At 55.4% G+C, this 16724-nt stretch carries 19 protein-coding genes; 16 read left to right on the top strand and 3 right to left on the bottom strand.

Annotated features, from left to right (window positions below; genetic code table 11):
* Positions 1–3 precede the first annotated feature (3 nt).
* From OGX93_RS20310 to mdcH, 3 genes are read left to right on the top strand one after another with little or no spacing between them, the layout of a single operon-like run.
* The gene (locus OGX93_RS20310; protein WP_047460789.1) at positions 4–963 is read left to right on the top strand and encodes an AEC family transporter; all 960 of its coding nucleotides are present in this window, start codon (positions 4–6) and stop codon (positions 961–963) included.
* 3 nt (positions 964–966) lie between these two features.
* On the top strand, positions 967–1584 hold the full coding sequence (locus OGX93_RS20305; protein ID WP_286448951.1) for a malonate decarboxylase holo-ACP synthase: 618 nt from the start codon (positions 967–969) through the stop codon (positions 1582–1584).
* Positions 1585–2481: a malonate decarboxylase subunit epsilon gene (gene mdcH, locus OGX93_RS20300; RefSeq protein WP_115625978.1), complete on the top strand. Its 897-nt coding sequence runs from the start codon at positions 1585–1587 to the stop codon at positions 2479–2481.
* Between the two features lie 207 nt (positions 2482–2688).
* Here the strand turns inward: mdcH and OGX93_RS20295 are convergent, their stop codons facing one another.
* Positions 2689–3621, bottom strand: a complete 933-nt coding sequence (locus OGX93_RS20295) for a LysR family transcriptional regulator (RefSeq protein ID WP_248623044.1) — start codon at positions 3619–3621, stop codon at positions 2689–2691.
* A 16-nt stretch (positions 3622–3637) separates the two neighbouring features.
* On the bottom strand, positions 3638–5539 hold the full coding sequence (locus OGX93_RS20290) for an ABC transporter ATP-binding protein (RefSeq protein WP_012135447.1): 1902 nt from the start codon (positions 5537–5539) through the stop codon (positions 3638–3640).
* 128 nt (positions 5540–5667) lie between these two features.
* Between OGX93_RS20290 and kefG the strand changes: the two genes are divergently transcribed.
* The 4 genes from kefG to slyD all read left to right on the top strand — a co-directional run bounded on the left by kefG (position 5668) and on the right by slyD (position 8916).
* Positions 5668–6219 carry a glutathione-regulated potassium-efflux system ancillary protein KefG gene (gene kefG / locus OGX93_RS20285; RefSeq protein ID WP_024131006.1) on the top strand — a complete coding sequence of 184 codons (552 nt, stop codon included), beginning with the start codon at positions 5668–5670 and terminating at the stop codon, positions 6217–6219.
* Positions 6219–8024: a glutathione-regulated potassium-efflux system protein KefB gene (gene kefB, locus OGX93_RS20280; RefSeq protein ID WP_012135445.1), complete on the top strand. Its 1806-nt coding sequence runs from the start codon at positions 6219–6221 to the stop codon at positions 8022–8024. The genes kefG and kefB overlap by 1 nt, the downstream gene beginning before the upstream one ends.
* Positions 8025–8033: 9 nt before the next feature.
* Complete coding sequence (locus OGX93_RS20275; RefSeq protein WP_047460809.1) at positions 8034–8234, top strand: YheV family putative zinc ribbon protein; 201 nt, start codon at positions 8034–8036, stop codon at positions 8232–8234.
* A 94-nt stretch (positions 8235–8328) separates the two neighbouring features.
* Positions 8329–8916, top strand: coding sequence for a peptidylprolyl isomerase (slyD, locus tag OGX93_RS20270; RefSeq protein ID WP_012135442.1), 588 nt, complete (start codon positions 8329–8331; stop codon positions 8914–8916).
* Positions 8917–9028: 112 nt separating this feature from the next.
* Here slyD and OGX93_RS20265 read toward each other — a convergent pair whose 3' ends face one another.
* Positions 9029–9247 (bottom strand): protein SlyX, encoded by a 219-nt coding sequence (locus OGX93_RS20265; protein WP_012135441.1) that lies wholly within the window; start codon positions 9245–9247, stop codon positions 9029–9031.
* A 232-nt stretch (positions 9248–9479) separates the two neighbouring features.
* Between OGX93_RS20265 and fkpA the strand changes: the two genes are divergently transcribed.
* The 9 genes from fkpA to tuf all read left to right on the top strand — a co-directional run.
* Positions 9480–10298, top strand: coding sequence for an FKBP-type peptidyl-prolyl cis-trans isomerase (fkpA, locus tag OGX93_RS20260; protein WP_286448953.1), 819 nt, complete (start codon positions 9480–9482; stop codon positions 10296–10298).
* A gap of 166 nt (positions 10299–10464) precedes the next feature.
* Positions 10465–11187: a helix-turn-helix transcriptional regulator gene (locus OGX93_RS20255; RefSeq protein WP_012135439.1), complete on the top strand. Its 723-nt coding sequence runs from the start codon at positions 10465–10467 to the stop codon at positions 11185–11187.
* Positions 11187–11573, top strand: coding sequence for a sulfurtransferase complex subunit TusD (gene tusD / locus OGX93_RS20250; protein WP_047460815.1), 387 nt, complete (start codon positions 11187–11189; stop codon positions 11571–11573). The genes OGX93_RS20255 and tusD overlap by 1 nt, the downstream gene beginning before the upstream one ends.
* A complete protein-coding gene (tusC, locus tag OGX93_RS20245; protein ID WP_012135437.1) occupies positions 11573–11932 on the top strand; it encodes a sulfurtransferase complex subunit TusC in 360 nt (119 codons plus the stop codon). Before tusD ends, tusC begins: the two co-directional genes overlap by 1 nt.
* Before the next feature lie 7 nt (positions 11933–11939).
* On the top strand, positions 11940–12227 hold the full coding sequence (tusB, locus tag OGX93_RS20240; protein WP_024131005.1) for a sulfurtransferase complex subunit TusB: 288 nt from the start codon (positions 11940–11942) through the stop codon (positions 12225–12227).
* A gap of 125 nt (positions 12228–12352) precedes the next feature.
* Positions 12353–12727, top strand: a complete 375-nt coding sequence (gene rpsL, locus OGX93_RS20235; RefSeq protein WP_000246815.1) for a 30S ribosomal protein S12 — start codon at positions 12353–12355, stop codon at positions 12725–12727.
* Between the two features lie 96 nt (positions 12728–12823).
* Positions 12824–13294 (top strand): 30S ribosomal protein S7, encoded by a 471-nt coding sequence (gene rpsG, locus OGX93_RS20230; RefSeq protein ID WP_002920113.1) that lies wholly within the window; start codon positions 12824–12826, stop codon positions 13292–13294.
* Positions 13295–13391: 97 nt separating this feature from the next.
* Positions 13392–15506, top strand: coding sequence for an elongation factor G (gene fusA, locus OGX93_RS20225; protein WP_012135435.1), 2115 nt, complete (start codon positions 13392–13394; stop codon positions 15504–15506).
* Between the two features lie 70 nt (positions 15507–15576).
* The coding region (gene tuf / locus OGX93_RS20220; protein ID WP_286450954.1) for an elongation factor Tu at positions 15577–16724 on the top strand (1148 nt) is incomplete at its 3' end.

Raw genomic sequence — 16724 nt, 5'->3', positions numbered from 1 at the left:
TTTATGACTTACGTGATTGTTCATGCTCTTGCACCGATTTTTGTCATCATGTTGCTGGGGTTTTGGGCCGGGAAGGCCAAAATGGTTGATAACAAGAATGTTTCCCTGCTCAACATTTTCGTCATGGATTTTGCACTCCCCGCTGCGCTGTTTAGCGCCACGGTACAAACGCCCTGGACGGGTATTGTCGCGCAGTCGCCGCTGATTCTGGTGCTGACGCTGGCGATGTGGATCACCTACGCCGCTATCTATTTTCTGGCAACGAAGGTATTTAAAAAATCACCGCAGGATGCGGCCGTGCTGACCCTGACCGTCGCTCTGCCAAACTACGCCGCGCTTGGCCTGCCGATTCTCGGTAGCGTGCTGGGCGAAGGGCCGTCAACGTCGCTCTCCGTCGCGGTTTCCATCGCCTGCGGTTCCGTGCTGATGACGCCGTTCTGCCTGCTGATTCTGGAGCGTGAGAAAGCGCGTGCGGAAGGCGGCAACTCGGGTTCTACTCTGTCGATGCTGCCGGTGCTGATGTGGCGTTCAATCAAGAAACCGATCGTGATGGGGCCGCTGCTGGGGGTTATTCTCTCCGCTATCGGTATCAAGATGCCGGAGTTGGTGCTGGCGGCGATCAAACCGCTGGGCCTGTCCGCCACTGCGGCGGCGCTGTTCCTGACCGGGGTGATTCTTTCTGCGCGTAAGTTGCAGATCAACACGATGGTTATTACCTCCACCATTGCCAAGCTGCTGATTCAACCGGCGATTGCCTGGGGGATCGTGCTGATTTTCGGTCTGCATGGCTCGGTGGCGATCACCGCTATCCTGATGATTGCGCTGTCTGCCGGTTTCTTCGGCGTGGTGTTCGGTAATCGCTTTGGCGTGCAGTCGCCGGATGCAGAAGCCGTGCTGCTGTTAAGCTCGGTCCTGTGTATCCTGTCGCTGCCGTTGTTTATCTCGTTGACTTCAGGACTCTAAAGCATGAACACAACATTACGCCCCCACGATCTTATCTGGCTTAACGCGCGGAACGCGCTGGAAGGTGTCACGGAATCCTGGGTGGATGACGTCTGGCATACCCGCCAGCCGGTGGTGGTACGGCGTGATGTTGATGCGCAGGGGCGTATTCCCGTCGGCGTTCGCGGCATAAAGCGCGACCAGCGCGCGGCGGGCTGGGCTCAACCAGATGCCATTACCCGCGTCTGTACGCCGGAATCGCTGGTTGACCCACAGATGCTGCTGCGCTCGCCCTTTATCTCGCAGCCACCGGTTCAGGTGGCGTTATTACTGACGCAACAGGCATGGCCGTGGACGTGGGGGATTACCGGCAGTACCGGCTACGCGCTGGCGACCGGGCTCCCGGTGATCCACGCCGCAAGCGATCTGGATTTGCTGATTCGCGCCCGGCAGCCGCTCTCTCGCGAACTGCTGGAGAAATGGCGGCAGCAACTGACGGGTGGGCTTTGCCGTGCGGATACCCAGGTGGAAACGCCGCACGGCGCGTTTGCGCTGAACGAATGGCTGCGCGATGGCAAAGCGCTGTTAAAAACGTCGCAGGGGCCGCGGCTGGTCAGCGACCCGTGGCGCAGGGAGGAGTAAATGAAAATCCTGTTTACCTTTCCGGGGCAGGGGACGCAGCATACAGGTATGCTGCAAAACCTTCCGGGAACGGAGTTAGCGCTGGCGCGCGAGGTGCTGGGGGCGGAGGCGGATACGCTTGATACCCCGGACGCGCTGCAACACACCCGGGCGGTACAGCTTGCTTTGCTGATTGCCGGGGTGGCGTGGGCGCGCGAGCTGGAACGTCGCGGCGTTGCGCCGGATATTGTCAGCGGCCTGTCCATCGGCGCGTATCCAGCGGCGGTGATCGCCGGAGCGCTGGAGTTTACCGACGCGCTGACGCTGGTGGCCCTGCGCGGTGATTTGATGGAGCAGGCGTATCCGCACGGTTACGGCCTGACGGCGATTATGGGGCTGACCTTGCCGCAGGTGGAATCGCTGGTTGCAGGCAGTGGAACCTTTATCGCTAACCTGAATGCGGAAACCCAGATTGTGATTGCCGGTAGCGATGAGGCGATGGCGGATGTTGCGAAGCGGGCGCTGGATAAAGGCGCGAGTAAAGCCCACCGTCTGGCGGTGAGCGTGCCGTCGCACTGCGCTCTGCTGGCGGAACCAGCGCAGCGGCTGGTGGAGGCGTTCCGTCATGTGACGCTCTCCCGTCCGCGCTGTGCATACCTCAGCGGTAGCACCGGGCGTGTGCTGTGGCAGCCGGAACGTATTGCTGACGACCTGGCGATGAACATGGCGCGGACGGTGCGCTGGCAGGACGCGGCGATCTCCGCCAACGAGCGCGAGGCGCGGCTGGCGATTGAAATGCCGCCCGGCGGTGTGTTGACCTGCTTAACGCGACAGGCGGAGTGGGAAGGTGAGTCTGTTTCGCTGGAGCGCAGCGGGGTGGATGTCGCGGTGCATCTGGCAAAACGGCTTAGAGGCTAGTGCGGTTGCCCGATGGCGCTGCGCTTATCGGGCCTACGGCTCGCACCCGTTGTAGGCCGGATAAGGCGCGCAGCGCCGCCATCCGGCAATCCCGGGCAACACGCAACCCCGTAGGCCGGATAAGGCGCGCAGCACCGCCATCCGGCGATCCCGGTCAACACGCAACCCCGTAGGCCGGATAAGACGCGCAGCGTCGCCATCCGGCGATCAGGCGCCCGGATTAAGGCTACGCGCGTACATGCGCCCTTCGGCGGCCAGCGCCAGCAGATTAGGGTCGCGCTCGCGGTTGCGGGCGAAGACAATGGCGATGAGCTGCTGCATCTGGTACGGCTGCGACAGCTTCAGCAACTGTACGGAATTCTCGTACATCTTCTTCATGCGTCCCGGCATCAGAGTGAAACCGACGCCCGCCTGCACCAGACTGAGCATCGAAAAGATGTCGTTCACACGGGTGACAATCTCTGGTTCAAACCCGGCAATATGAAAGGCTTCCTGGAAGCCCGCATAGGTGGCAAAGCCTTCCGCCAGTGAGACAAACTTCTGATCCCGGTAATCACGTAGATCGGCGGGCGAGGAGGTGTCAAGCGTTGCCGTCGCCGGTGCGGCGAGATAAATATCGTCATGAAACAGCGGCAGCACTTCCAGACTGTTGCGATCGATAGCGCTTTCCGAAATGGAGATCAGGATCGCATCCAGCATTCCGTCTTCCAGCATTCTCAGCAGCGCTTCGTTGGAGCCCATTGTCAGATCCAGTTCGAGATCCGGTCGGCGCAGTTTCATCCCCATGATCAGATGTGGGACGGTTTCCAGCGTCAGAGAGTAGAGCGTACCCACGCGCAGACGCCCCTGGCCGATCCCTGCCGTTTTGCGCGCCTCTTCCAGCCCGCGCGCCATCAACTGGCTGACCTCCTGGCAATACTCCAGCAGCGTCCACGCCGCCGGTTGCGGGAGCAGATTACGTCCTTTATGCACGAACAGCGGACAGCGAACATTCTCTTCCAGCGTATGCAGTGCGCGATGAACGCTGACCCCGCTGATATCCAGCGCCTCCGCCGTCCGGGCAATATTGCCTTTCTCCATAAACGTCATGAAGATGCTTAACTTGCGAAAGGTGATATCGTTGGTTATCAGCGGATTCATCGTCATATTCCCGAAGTTAGTCGGCCAGCATCTGCTCAAGCTGTTCCTGCGCTTCCAGCCAGGCCATCTCGCACTCTTCCAGCCCGGATTTGGCGCTGGCCTGCTGTTGCAGGCATTCTGTCAGTTCCGCTTTGCGGCTCTGGTCGTACAGTTCGCTGTCGCCCAGTTTTTCTTCCGCTTGCGCCAGTTTCGCGTTCAGCTTTTCCATCTCTTTTTCCAGACGGGCGATCTCTTTACGCAGCGGCTGGGTCTGGGCACGCAGTTCGGCTTCGCGACGCTTCTGATCCTTACGCGCCTGGGCGCTGTTGGCGTTCTCTTTCGGGGCGTCATCAGGCTGGTTTTCCTGTTTCTGCACGTCGCTCAGCCACTGCTGATAGTCTTCCAGATCGCCATCGAACGGCTCGACTTTATGGTCGTGAACCAGATAGAGATCGTCGGTGGTGGAGCGTAGCAGGTGACGGTCGTGCGAGACGACCACCAGCGCGCCTTCAAATTCGATGAGCGCTTCGGTCAGCGCCTGACGCATATCGAGGTCAAGGTGGTTGGTTGGTTCATCAAGCAGCAGCAGATTAGGGCGCTGCCAGACGATCAATGCCAGCACCAGGCGCGCTTTTTCACCACCGGAGAAGCGACGGGTCTCTTCGCTGACCTTATCGCCCTGGAAGCCAAACCCGCCGAGGTAATCGCGCAGTTTCTGCTCCAGTTCCTGCGGCGCCAGCCGCGCCAGATGTTGCAGCGGCGATTCATCCGCTCGCAAATACTCCAGCTGATGCTGAGCGAAGTAACCGAGTTTAATGCCCTTCGCCAGACCGATTTCACCGCTGGCAGGCGCAAGCTCGCCCGCCAGCAGCTTGATGAGCGTTGATTTACCGGCGCCGTTGCGCCCCAGCAACCCGATGCGTGAACCGGGCACCAGATTCAGCTTAATGGAGTCCAGAATGATGCGATCGCCATACCCGGCGCTCACTTTCTCCATTTTCAGCAGCGGGTTAGGCAGGCTTTCCGGCGCGCGGAAGCTGAAGTGGAACGGGTTATCGACATGCGCGGGGGCGATAAGCTCCATACGCTCCAGCATTTTGATACGGCTCTGCGCCTGCTTCGCTTTTGTCGCTTTGGCGCGGAAACGGTCAATATAACTTTGCAGATGCGCCACGCGCTCCTGCTGGCTCTCGTACATCGCCTGCTGCTGAGCCAGCCGGGTCGCGCGCTGCACTTCAAATGCGCTGTAGTTGCCGGTGTATTCGAACAGGGTTTGCTGTTCGATATGAATGATTTTGTCTACCACCGGATCGAGGAAGTCGCGGTCGTGCGAAATCAGAATCAGAGTGCCCTGATAGCTCTTCAGCCATTTTTCCAGCCAGATAACGGCATCAAGATCGAGGTGGTTGGTCGGTTCATCGAGCAGCAGCAGGTCAGAACGGCAAATCAGCGCCTGGGCCAGGTTAAGGCGCATGCGCCAGCCACCGGAGAAGTCGCTGACCGGACGTTCAAGCTGTTCGTTGCTAAAACCGAGGCCGTGGAGCAGGCTGGCGGCGCGTGAGCGCACGGTCCAGGCGTCGATGGCGTCGAGCTTGCCGTGTACGGTGGCGATGGCGTGCCCGTCGTTACGTTCGTTGGCGTCGTGCAACTGCGCTTCCAGTTGGCGGTATTCGCGATCGCCATCAATCACGTACTCCAGCGCGGGCTGCGCAAGCGCGGGTGTTTCCTGATTCACCCACGCCAGCTGCCAGTTACCGGGAAAGGTCACGCCGCCTGCATCGGCGCTGATTTCATTTTTCAGCAATGCCAGCAGGGTAGATTTACCGCAGCCATTCTTACCCACCAGGCCGACCTTCTGTCCCGGGTTGATGGTGGCGGTGGCATTGTCCAGCAAGACGCGCACGCCGCGACGAATTTGTAACGAGGAGAAAACAATCATAAGGCGCCGTATGTTCAGACTATGTTAATTTATCATTATGATAATGTAATATGCGGGCATTCTGCCGCGCCGGAGCGCAATGGTAGCCCAAAACAATAACGATACACAAAATAACCGGGAGGGGGATGATGTCCCAGCCAGCAAAGGTACTGCTGCTGTATGCCCATCCAGAATCTCAGGACTCGGTCGCGAACCGGGTGCTGCTTAAACCGGCCATGCAACTCAGTAATGTGACGGTGCACGATCTCTACGCGCACTACCCTGATTTTTTTATCGATATCGCGCATGAGCAGGCGCTATTGCGTGAACATGACGTGATTGTTTTCCAGCATCCGCTGTATACCTATAGCTGTCCGGCGCTGCTTAAAGAGTGGTTAGACCGCGTGCTCAGCCGTGGTTTCGCCAGTGGCCCAGGAGGGAACCAACTGGCGGGAAAGTACTGGCGGAGCGTGATTACCACCGGCGAGCCGGAAAGCGCGTATCGTTACGATGCGCTGAACCGCTATCCGATGACCGATGTGCTGCGGCCGTTTGAGCTGACGGCGGCGATGTGCCGGATGCACTGGATGAGTCCGATTATTATCTACTGGGCCAGGCGACAAAGTGAGCAGGAACTGGCCAGCCACGCGAAAGCCTACGGCGAATGGCTGGCAAACCCTGTTCTGGCGGGAGGTCGCTAATGGAAGGTTCTGATTTATTGACGGCGGGGGTGATGTTCCTCTTCGCGGCGGTCGCTGCGGTGCCACTGGCATCGCGGCTGGGTATTGGCGCGGTACTGGGATATTTGCTGGCAGGGATTGCGATTGGCCCCTGGGGGCTGGGATTTATCAGCGACGTTGATGAAATCCTCCACTTTTCTGAGCTGGGCGTTGTCTTTCTGATGTTTATCATCGGCCTGGAACTCAACCCATCCAAACTCTGGCAACTGCGTCGCTCTATCTTTGGCGTCGGGGCGGCCCAGGTGATGCTGAGCGCTGTCGTGCTGGCCGGGCTGCTGATGCTTACCGATTTCTCGTGGCAGGCGGCGGTGATCGGCGGGATTGGTCTGGCGATGTCATCGACCGCGATGGCGCTGCAACTGATGCGGGAAAAGGGGATGAACCGCAGCGAATCCGGCCAGTTGGGTTTTTCGGTGCTGCTGTTCCAGGATCTGGCGGTGATCCCCGCGCTGGCGCTGGTGCCGCTGCTGGCTGGCTCGGCAGATGAACATTTTGACTGGATTAAAGTCGGCATGAAGGTGCTGGCCTTTGCCGGGATGCTGATTGGCGGTCGCTATTTGCTGCGCCCGGTGTTCCGTTTTATCGCCGATTCCGGCGTGCGCGAGGTGTTTACCGCCGCCACGCTGTTGCTGGTGCTGGGGTCTGCTTTATTTATGGATGCGCTGGGGCTGTCGATGGCGCTCGGCACGTTTATCGCAGGCGTGCTGCTGGCGGAAAGCGAATACCGTCATGAGCTGGAAACGGCCATCGATCCGTTCAAAGGGCTGCTGCTGGGGTTGTTCTTTATCTCCGTGGGGATGTCGTTAAACCTTGGCGTGCTCTATACCCACCTGCTGTGGGTGGCGGTGAGCGTCATCGTGCTGGTGGCGGTGAAAACGCTGGTGCTTTATCTGCTGGCGCGTCTGTACGGGATTCGAAGTTCGGAGCGGATGCAGTTTGCGGGCGTGCTGAGTCAGGGGGGCGAGTTCGCGTTTGTGCTCTTTTCCACCGCCTCATCCCAGCGGCTGTTTCAGGGCGACCAGATGTCGCTGCTGCTGGTCACTGTAACGTTGTCGATGATGACCACGCCGCTGCTGATGAAACTCGTCGATAAATGGCTCTCCAGGCAGCTTAACGGCCCGGAAGAGGAAGATGAAAAGCCCTGGGTGGATGATGATAAACCGCAGGTGATTGTCGTGGGATTCGGGCGTTTTGGTCAGGTAATTGGCCGTTTGTTGATGGCGAATAAAATGCGCATCACCGTACTGGAGCGCGATATCAGCGCCGTTAACCTGATGCGAAAATACGGCTACAAAGTATATTACGGCGATGCGACTCAGGTGGAGCTACTGCGTTCGGCGGGAGCGGAAGCGGCGGAGTCTATCGTCATTACCTGTAATGAGCCGGAAGACACCATGAAGCTGGTGGAGATATGCCGGCAGCATTTCCCGCATTTGCATATTCTTGCGCGAGCGCGCGGACGTGTGGAAGCGCATGAGTTATTACAGGCGGGTGTCACGCAGTTTTCCCGCGAGACGTTTTCCAGCGCGCTGGAACTGGGGCGTAAGACGCTGGTGTCGTTAGGGATGCACCCACACCAGGCGCAGCGTGCGCAATTGCATTTCCGTCGGCTGGATATGCGTATGCTAAGGGAGCTTATTCCGATGCATACCGATATGGTGCAAATTTCTCGTGCCAGAGAAGCCAGACGCGAACTGGAGGAGATTTTCCAGCGAGAGATGCAGCAAGAGCGGCGCCAGCTGGATGGCTGGGATGAGTTTGAGTAGAGGGTAGGTATGGCGATTCGTAAACGTTTTATTGCAGGGGCGACGTGTCCGGCCTGCCAGGCGCAGGATTCAATGGCGATGTGGCGCGAAAATAATGTCGATATTGTTGAGTGTGTTAAGTGCGGTCATCAGATGCGTGAAGCCGATAAAGCGGCCCGCGAGCACGTTCGCAAAGAAGAGCAAGTGATCGGGATTTTTCATCCAGACTAGCGATATGCCGCAGGTTTTTTTAAGCTAGTGGGTACACGGGTGCAGAATTCCGCTACAATCTGCGCCACTATTCTTCCCATGCTCAGGAGATATCATGAAAGTAGCAAAAGACCTGGTGGTCAGCCTGGCCTATCAGGTACGTACAGAAGACGGTGTGTTGGTTGATGAGTCTCCGGTGAGTGCGCCGCTGGACTACCTGCATGGTCACGGTTCCCTGATCTCTGGCCTGGAAACAGCGCTGGAAGGTCACGACGTTGGCGACAAATTCGATGTGGCTGTTGGCGCGAACGACGCTTACGGTCAGTACGACGAAAACCTGGTGCAGCGCGTGCCTAAAGACGTCTTCATGGGCGTTGACGAGTTGCAGGTTGGCATGCGTTTCCTGGCGGAAACTGACCAGGGCCCGGTACCGGTAGAAATTACCGAAGTGGAAGACGACCACGTTGTGGTTGACGGTAACCACATGCTGGCTGGCCAGAACCTGAAATTTAACGTGGAAGTTGTGGCGATCCGCGAAGCGACCGAAGAAGAACTGGCTCATGGCCACGTTCACGGCGCGCACGGTCACGACCACGACCACGGTCACGACGGTTGCTGCGGCGGCCACGGCCACGATCATGACCACGGTCATGAGCATGGCAAAGGTGGTTGTGGCGGTAACGGCGGCTGCGGTTGCCATTAATCGTCTGTAATGCCTGATGGCGTTGCGCTTATCAGGGCTACAGTAGGCCGGATAAGGCGTTTACGCCGTCATCTGGCACAAAAAAGCGGGAATATCCCGCTTTTTTTACGTCTCAATAATGCGGTGGCGGCGTCTCTTCGGCCTGCGAGGCGATATTCGACGGTTGGCTGGCTTTAAGCTTCTCCGTCAGCAGGCGCAGATGATCGCGTAGTTTCGCCATCTCCATCTCGTGCGCGGTCACCGTTACGTTGAGTTCTTCAATGGTGATCTCCTGAAACGCCAGACGGCTCTCCAGTTCAGCCAGGCGAGCTTCCATCGTTATATCTTGCATGATTCACCTCTCTTGTTGTCTCCGGCACTTCTTGGGTCGCGGCGGATTCTACTGAACTTTATCGGATTACACAGCACTCATTCGCCCTCTACGAAACTAATTTAAACAAAAAGAGTCTGAAAAGGGGTGATAATAGGGCGTGTCCGTATGTTGATTTGTTCTACAACGTTTTATAGTACGCTTCTCATGTAAGTTAACCCTGGGGTGAGATGCCCCGGCCCTGGAGATATGGATGAAATCACTGTTTAAAGTAACGCTGCTGGCGACCACGATGGCCGTTGCTCTGCATGCACCGCTCACTTTCGCTGCGGACGCCGCGAAACCAGCTGTAACTGCTGACAGCAAAGCCGCGTTCAAGAATGACGACCAGAAATCTGCTTATGCGCTGGGCGCTTCGCTGGGTCGTTACATGGAAAACTCCCTGAAGGAACAAGAAAAACTGGGGATCAAACTGGATAAAGATCAGCTGATCGCGGGTGTCCAGGATGCATTTGCAGACAAGAGCAAACTGTCTGACCAGGAAATCGAGCAGACTTTGCAGGCATTTGAAGCGCGCGTGAAGACCTCCGCTCAGGCGAAGATGGAAAAAGACGCCGCTGACAACGAAGCGAAAGGTAAAGCGTTCCGCGAGAAATTTGCTAAAGAGAAAGGGGCGAAAACCTCTTCAACAGGTCTGGTTTATAAAGTAGAGAAAGCCGGTACTGGCGAAGCGCCAAAAGACAGCGACACCGTTGTGGTTAACTACAAAGGTACGCTGATCGACGGTAAAGAGTTCGATAACTCCTACACCCGTGGCGAACCGCTCTCTTTCCGTCTGGACGGCGTGATTCCGGGCTGGACTGAAGGCCTGAAGAACATTAAGAAAGGCGGTAAGATCCAGATGGTTATCCCACCGGATCTGGCCTACGGTAAAACGGGCGTTCCGGGTATTCCGGCTAACTCCACGCTGGTATTCGATGTAGAGCTGCTGGACATCAAACCGGCGCCGAAAGCCGATGCGAAACCAGACGCAGCGGCCGACGCCAAATCGACAGATGCTGCTAAAAAATAAAAACTGAGAACCGCCGCCTGTCATGGCGGCGGTTTTTTTATTGCAGGCCGGATATAATTAATACTGGAAAGCGGAACCCCCGCTGTATTAATTTAATCATCCGCGTAAATAATGAGCCTGCCCTGAAAACATAACGACAGGCTCCTGAAAAGGAGTGTTTTTTTTCATGACCAGGTCGCTTTTAACCAACGAAACCAGTGAGCTTGACTTACTGGATCAACGTCCTTTCGATCAAACCGACTTTGATATTCTGAAATCCTACGAAGCGGTGGTGGACGGGTTAGCGATGCTCATTGGTTCCCATTGTGAAATCGTATTGCACTCTTTGCAGGATTTGAAATGCTCAGCCATTCGCATTGCCAACGGTGAACACACGGGGCGCAAAATTGGCTCGCCGATCACTGACCTTGCATTGCGCATGCTGCATGATATGACGGGTGCGGATAGCAGCGTATCGAAGTGTTACTTCACACGCGCGAAAAGCGGTGTCCTGATGAAGTCAGTGACGATTGCCATTCGCAACCGCGAGCATCGCGTAATTGGTCTGCTGTGCATCAACATGAACCTTGATGTGCCGTTCTCGCAGATTATGAATACCTTTATTCCGCCGGAAACGCCGGAAGTGGGTTCCGCCGTGAACTTTGCCTCCTCGGTGGAGGATCTGGTCACCCAGACGCTGGAATTCACCATTGAAGAGGTGAATGCCGATCGCAATGTCTCTAATAACGCGAAGAATCGTCAGATTGTGCTGAATCTGTATGAGAAGGGGATCTTCGATATTAAAGATGCGATTAACCAGGTGGCTGACCGCCTGAACATCTCCAAACATACGGTCTACCTCTATATTCGTCAGTTCAAAAGCGGCGACTTCCAGGGGCAAGATAAGTAATGCGTTTTGCCATTATGGTGACGGGGCCAGCGTACGGAACGCAGCAAGCGAGCAGCGCGTTGCAGTTTGCACATGCCTTAGTTAACGAAGGGCATGAGCTGAGCAGCGTCTTTTTCTACCAAGAAGGCGTGTATAACGCCAACCAGTTGACCTCTCCGGCCAGCGATGAATTCGACCTGGTGCGCGCATGGCAGCAGTTGGGCGCGCAGCATGACGTCGCGTTGAATATCTGCGTTGCGGCGGCGCTGCGTCGCGGAATTGTGGATGAGACCGAAGCAAAAAGGCTGGCGCTGGCATCAGCCAACTTACAGCCAGGGTTTTCGTTGAGCGGGCTTGGCGCACTGGCGGAAGCCTCCCTGACCTGCGATCGCGTGGTGCAGTTTTGATGAAACGTATTGCTTTTGTATTTTCCACCACGCCGCACGGCAGCGCGTCGGGCCGCGAAGGACTGGATGCGTTACTGGCGACGTCGGCGCTGACGGAAGAGACTGGCGTCTTTTTTATCGGCGACGGCGTTTTTCAGATTCTTTCGGGACAAACGCCTGACGTCGTGCTGGCGCGGGATTACATCGCCACCTTCAAACTGCTGGGGCTGTACGATATCGAGCAATGCTGGCTGTGCGCCGCCTCGTTGCGTGAGCGCGGTCTGGAGACGGGGGCGAGTTTCATTGTGGATGCGACGCCGCTTGAACCTGAAGCGTTGCGCGGTGAACTGGACAATTATGATGTTATCCTGAGGTTCTGACGTGACTATCCTGCATACATTACATCGTTCCGCATGGCTCAGTGACGTTTCCGCGCTTCTTCGCGTGTGCAAAGAAGGCGATGCGCTTTTATTGCTACAGGATGGCGTTACGGCGGCCATCGAAGGTAGCCGTTTCCTTGAAAGTTTGCGTAACGCCCCCATAACGGTTTACGCACTGAAAGAAGATATCGATGCTCGCGGTTTGAGCGGTCAAATTTCAGACAGTGTCGTCAGGGTTGACTATACTGACTTCGTCAGACTTGCGGTTAAGCATCCCAGCCAGATGGCCTGGTGATTGTGGGATCGTTGTATATTTCTTGACACCTTTTCGACACCGCCCTAAAATTCGGCGTCCTCATATTGTGTGAGGCCGTTTTATTACGTGTTTACGAAGCAAAAGCTAAAACCAGGAGCTATTTAATGGCAACAGTTAACCAGCTGGTACGCAAACCACGTGCTCGCAAAGTTGCGAAAAGCAACGTGCCTGCGCTGGAAGCATGCCCGCAAAAACGTGGCGTATGTACTCGTGTATATACTACCACCCCTAAAAAACCGAACTCCGCGCTGCGTAAAGTATGCCGTGTTCGTCTGACTAACGGTTTTGAAGTGACTTCCTACATCGGTGGTGAAGGTCACAACCTGCAGGAGCACTCCGTGATCCTGATCCGTGGCGGTCGTGTAAAAGACCTCCCGGGTGTTCGTTACCACACCGTACGTGGTGCGCTTGACTGCTCCGGCGTTAAAGACCGTAAGCAAGCTCGCTCCAAGTATGGCGTGAAGCGTCCTAAGGCTTAATGGTTCTCCGTTAAGTAAGGCCAAACGTTTTAACTTAAATGTCAAACTAAACTCGTAGAGTTTTGGACAATCCTGAATTAACAACGGAGTATTTCCATGCCACGTCGTCGCGTCATTGGTCAGCGTAAAATTCTTCCGGATCCGAAGTTCGGATCAGAACTGCTGGCTAAATTTGTAAATATCCTGATGGTAGATGGTAAAAAATCTACTGCCGAAACTATCGTATACAGCGCGCTGGAGACCCTGGCTCAGCGTTCTGGTAAATCTGAACTGGAAGCTTTCGAAGTAGCTCTCGAAAACGTGCGCCCGACTGTCGAAGTTAAGTCTCGCCGCGTTGGTGGTTCTACTTATCAGGTACCAGTTGAAGTCCGTCCGGTTCGTCGTAATGCTCTGGCAATGCGTTGGATCGTTGAAGCTGCTCGTAAACGCGGTGATAAATCCATGGCTCTGCGCCTGGCGAACGAACTCACTGATGCTGCAGACAACAAAGGTACTGCAGTTAAGAAACGTGAAGACGTTCACCGTATGGCAGAAGCCAACAAGGCGTTCGCACACTACCGTTGGTAATCCCTTCGGAATTTTAGTCACCAGGCGGGCGCTTCCAGCAAGCAGCCCGCTTTGGGCTACTTAAATTGAACGCCTAGAAGATAAAACGAGGAATCAAATGGCTCGTACAACACCCATCGCACGCTACCGTAACATCGGTATCAGTGCGCACATCGACGCCGGTAAAACCACTACTACCGAACGTATTCTGTTCTACACCGGTGTAAACCATAAAATCGGTGAAGTTCATGACGGCGCAGCTACCATGGACTGGATGGAGCAGGAGCAGGAGCGTGGTATTACCATCACCTCCGCAGCGACTACTGCATTCTGGTCTGGTATGGCTAAGCAGTATGAACCGCATCGCGTAAACATCATCGACACCCCGGGGCACGTTGACTTCACTATCGAAGTAGAACGTTCCATGCGTGTTCTTGATGGTGCAGTAATGGTTTACTGCGCAGTTGGTGGTGTTCAGCCGCAGTCTGAAACCGTATGGCGTCAGGCAAACAAATATAAAGTTCCGCGCATTGCGTTCGTTAACAAAATGGACCGTATGGGTGCGAACTTCCTGAAAGTTGTTGGTCAGATCAAAAGCCGTCTGGGCGCGAACCCTGTTCCGCTGCAACTGGCGATTGGCGCTGAAGAAGCGTTCACCGGTGTTGTTGACCTGGTGAAAATGAAAGCCATCAACTGGAACGAAGCAGATGCAGGCGTTACCTTCACTTACGAAGATATCCCGGCTGACATGCAGGAACTGGCTGAAGAATGGCACCAGAACCTGATCGAGTCCGCTGCGGAAGCTTCTGAAGAGCTGATGGAAAAATACCTGGGTGGCGAAGAACTGACTGAAGAAGAGATCAAAAAAGCTCTGCGTCAGCGTGTTCTGAGCAACGAAATCATCCTGGTAACCTGTGGTTCTGCATTTAAGAACAAAGGTGTTCAGGCGATGCTGGATGCGGTAATTGATTACCTGCCATCCCCGGTTGACGTACCTGCGATCAACGGTATCCTGGACGACGGTAAAGATACTCCGGCTGAGCGTCATGCTAGCGATGATGAGCCTTTCTCTGCACTGGCATTCAAAATTGCTACCGACCCGTTCGTGGGTAACCTGACCTTCTTCCGTGTGTACTCTGGTGTGGTTAACTCTGGTGATACCGTACTGAACTCCGTGAAATCTGCACGTGAGCGTTTCGGTCGTATCGTTCAGATGCACGCTAACAAACGTGAAGAGATCAAAGAAGTTCGCGCGGGCGACATCGCTGCTGCTATCGGTCTGAAAGACGTAACTACGGGTGACACCCTGTGTGACCCGGACGCGCCGATCATTCTGGAACGTATGGAATTCCCTGAGCCGGTAATTTCCATCGCAGTAGAACCGAAAACCAAAGCTGACCAGGAAAAAATGGGTCTGGCTCTGGGCCGTCTGGCTAAAGAAGACCCGTCTTTCCGCGTATGGACTGACGAAGAATCTAACCAGACCATTATCGCCGGTATGGGTGAGCTGCACCTCGACATCATCGTTGACCGTATGAAGCGTGAATTCAACGTTGAAGCGAACGTCGGTAAACCTCAGGTTGCTTACCGCGAAGCGATTCGCTCGAAAGTTACCGATATCGAAGGTAAACACGCCAAGCAGTCTGGTGGTCGCGGTCAGTACGGTCATGTTGTTATCGACATGTACCCGCTGGAGCCGGGTTCCAACCCGAAAGGCTACGAATTCATCAACGACATCAAGGGTGGTGTAATCCCTGGCGAATACATCCCGGCCGTTGATAAAGGTATCCAGGAGCAGCTGAAAGCAGGCCCGCTGGCTGGCTATCCGGTTGTTGACATCGGTATCCGTCTGCACTTCGGTTCTTACCATGACGTTGACTCCTCTGAACTGGCGTTTAAACTGGCTGCGTCTATTGCCTTTAAAGAAGGCTTTAAGAAAGCGAAACCTGTTCTGCTTGAGCCGATCATGAAGGTTGAGGTAGAAACGCCGGAAGAGAACACCGGTGACGTAATTGGTGACTTGAGCCGTCGTCGCGGTATGCTGCGCGGTCAGGAATCCGAAGTTACTGGCGTTAAGATCCACGCTGAAGTACCGCTGTCTGAAATGTTCGGATATGCAACTCAGCTGCGTTCTCTGACCAAAGGTCGCGCATCATACACTATGGAATTCCTGAAGTATGATGATGCACCGAGCAACGTTGCTCAGGCCGTTATTGAAGCCCGTGGTAAATAATCCACAGGATTAAAACCTAAGTCCCGTGCTCTCTCCTGAAGGGGAGAGCACTATAGTAAGGAATATAGCCGTGTCTAAAGAAAAATTTGAACGTACAAAACCGCACGTTAACGTCGGCACCATCGGCCACGTTGACCATGGTAAAACTACTCTGACTGCTGCAATCACTACCGTACTGGCTAAAACCTACGGCGGTGCTGCTCGTGCATTCGACCAGATCGATAACGCGCCGGAAGAAAAAGCTCGTGGTATCACCATCAACACTTCTCACGTTGAATACGACACCCCGACTCGCCACTACGCGCACGTAGACTGCCCGGGCCACGCCGACTATGTTAAAAACATGATCACCGGTGCTGCGCAGATGGACGGCGCGATCCTGGTTGTTGCTGCGACTGACGGCCCGATGCCGCAGACCCGTGAGCACATCCTGCTGGGTCGTCAGGTAGGCGTTCCGTACATCATCGTGTTCCTGAACAAATGCGACATGGTTGATGACGAAGAGCTGCTGGAACTGGTTGAGATGGAAGTGCGTGAACTGCTGTCTCAGTACGATTTCCCGGGCGACGACACGCCGATCGTTCGTGGTTCTGCTCTGAAAGCGCTGGAAGGCGACGCAGAGTGGGAAGCGAAAATCATCGAACTGGCTGGCTACCTGGATTCTTACATCCCGGAACCAGAGCGTGCGATTGACAAGCCGTTCCTGCTGCCGATCGAAGACGTATTCTCCATCTCCGGTCGTGGTACCGTTGTTACCGGTCGTGTAGAGCGCGGTATCATCAAAGTGGGCGAAGAAGTTGAAATCGTTGGTATCAAAGAGACTGCGAAGTCTACCTGTACTGGCGTTGAAATGTTCCGCAAACTGCTGGACGAAGGCCGTGCTGGTGAGAACGTAGGTGTTCTGCTGCGTGGTATCAAACGTGAAGAAATCGAACGTGGTCAGGTACTGGCTAAGCCGGGTTCCATCAAGCCGCACACCAAGTTCGAATCTGAAGTTTATATCCTGTCCAAAGACGAAGGCGGCCGTCATACTCCGTTCTTCAAAGGCTACCGTCCGCAGTTCTACTTCCGTACAACTGACGTGACTGGCACCATCGAACTGCCGGAAGGCGTAGAGATGGTAATGCCGGGCGACAACATCAAAATGGTTGTTACCCTGATCCACCCGATCGCGATGGACGACGGTCTGCGTTTCGCAATCCGTGAAGGCGGCCGTAC

This window comes from Citrobacter sp. CK195, from assembly GCF_030333365.1.
Lineage (GTDB): Bacteria > Pseudomonadota > Gammaproteobacteria > Enterobacterales > Enterobacteriaceae > Citrobacter_B > Citrobacter_B koseri.
This window is presented reverse-complemented; position numbering and strand designations above follow the sequence as displayed.

What these genes read in the sequence shown, in the direction of transcription:
- slyD (WP_012135442.1), top strand. Translation starts at nt 8,329, where the DNA reads ATGAAAGTAGCAAAAGACCTGGTGGTCAGCCTGGCCTATCAGGTACGT.
- OGX93_RS20295 (WP_248623044.1), bottom strand. Translation starts at nt 3,621, where the DNA reads ATGAATCCGCTGATAACCAACGATATCACCTTTCGCAAGTTAAGCATC.
- OGX93_RS20290 (WP_012135447.1), bottom strand. Translation starts at nt 5,539, where the DNA reads ATGATTGTTTTCTCCTCGTTACAAATTCGTCGCGGCGTGCGCGTCTTG.
- OGX93_RS20275 (WP_047460809.1), top strand. Translation starts at nt 8,034, where the DNA reads ATGGCGATTCGTAAACGTTTTATTGCAGGGGCGACGTGTCCGGCCTGC.
- mdcH (WP_115625978.1), top strand. Translation starts at nt 1,585, where the DNA reads ATGAAAATCCTGTTTACCTTTCCGGGGCAGGGGACGCAGCATACAGGT.
- fkpA (WP_286448953.1), top strand. Translation starts at nt 9,480, where the DNA reads ATGAAATCACTGTTTAAAGTAACGCTGCTGGCGACCACGATGGCCGTT.
- kefG (WP_024131006.1), top strand. Translation starts at nt 5,668, where the DNA reads ATGTCCCAGCCAGCAAAGGTACTGCTGCTGTATGCCCATCCAGAATCT.
- tusC (WP_012135437.1), top strand. Translation starts at nt 11,573, where the DNA reads ATGAAACGTATTGCTTTTGTATTTTCCACCACGCCGCACGGCAGCGCG.
- kefB (WP_012135445.1), top strand. Translation starts at nt 6,219, where the DNA reads ATGGAAGGTTCTGATTTATTGACGGCGGGGGTGATGTTCCTCTTCGCG.
- OGX93_RS20255 (WP_012135439.1), top strand. Translation starts at nt 10,465, where the DNA reads ATGACCAGGTCGCTTTTAACCAACGAAACCAGTGAGCTTGACTTACTG.
- rpsL (WP_000246815.1), top strand. Translation starts at nt 12,353, where the DNA reads ATGGCAACAGTTAACCAGCTGGTACGCAAACCACGTGCTCGCAAAGTT.
- OGX93_RS20305 (WP_286448951.1), top strand. Translation starts at nt 967, where the DNA reads ATGAACACAACATTACGCCCCCACGATCTTATCTGGCTTAACGCGCGG.
- fusA (WP_012135435.1), top strand. Translation starts at nt 13,392, where the DNA reads ATGGCTCGTACAACACCCATCGCACGCTACCGTAACATCGGTATCAGT.
- OGX93_RS20310 (WP_047460789.1), top strand. Translation starts at nt 4, where the DNA reads ATGACTTACGTGATTGTTCATGCTCTTGCACCGATTTTTGTCATCATG.
- rpsG (WP_002920113.1), top strand. Translation starts at nt 12,824, where the DNA reads ATGCCACGTCGTCGCGTCATTGGTCAGCGTAAAATTCTTCCGGATCCG.
- OGX93_RS20265 (WP_012135441.1), bottom strand. Translation starts at nt 9,247, where the DNA reads ATGCAAGATATAACGATGGAAGCTCGCCTGGCTGAACTGGAGAGCCGT.
- tusD (WP_047460815.1), top strand. Translation starts at nt 11,187, where the DNA reads ATGCGTTTTGCCATTATGGTGACGGGGCCAGCGTACGGAACGCAGCAA.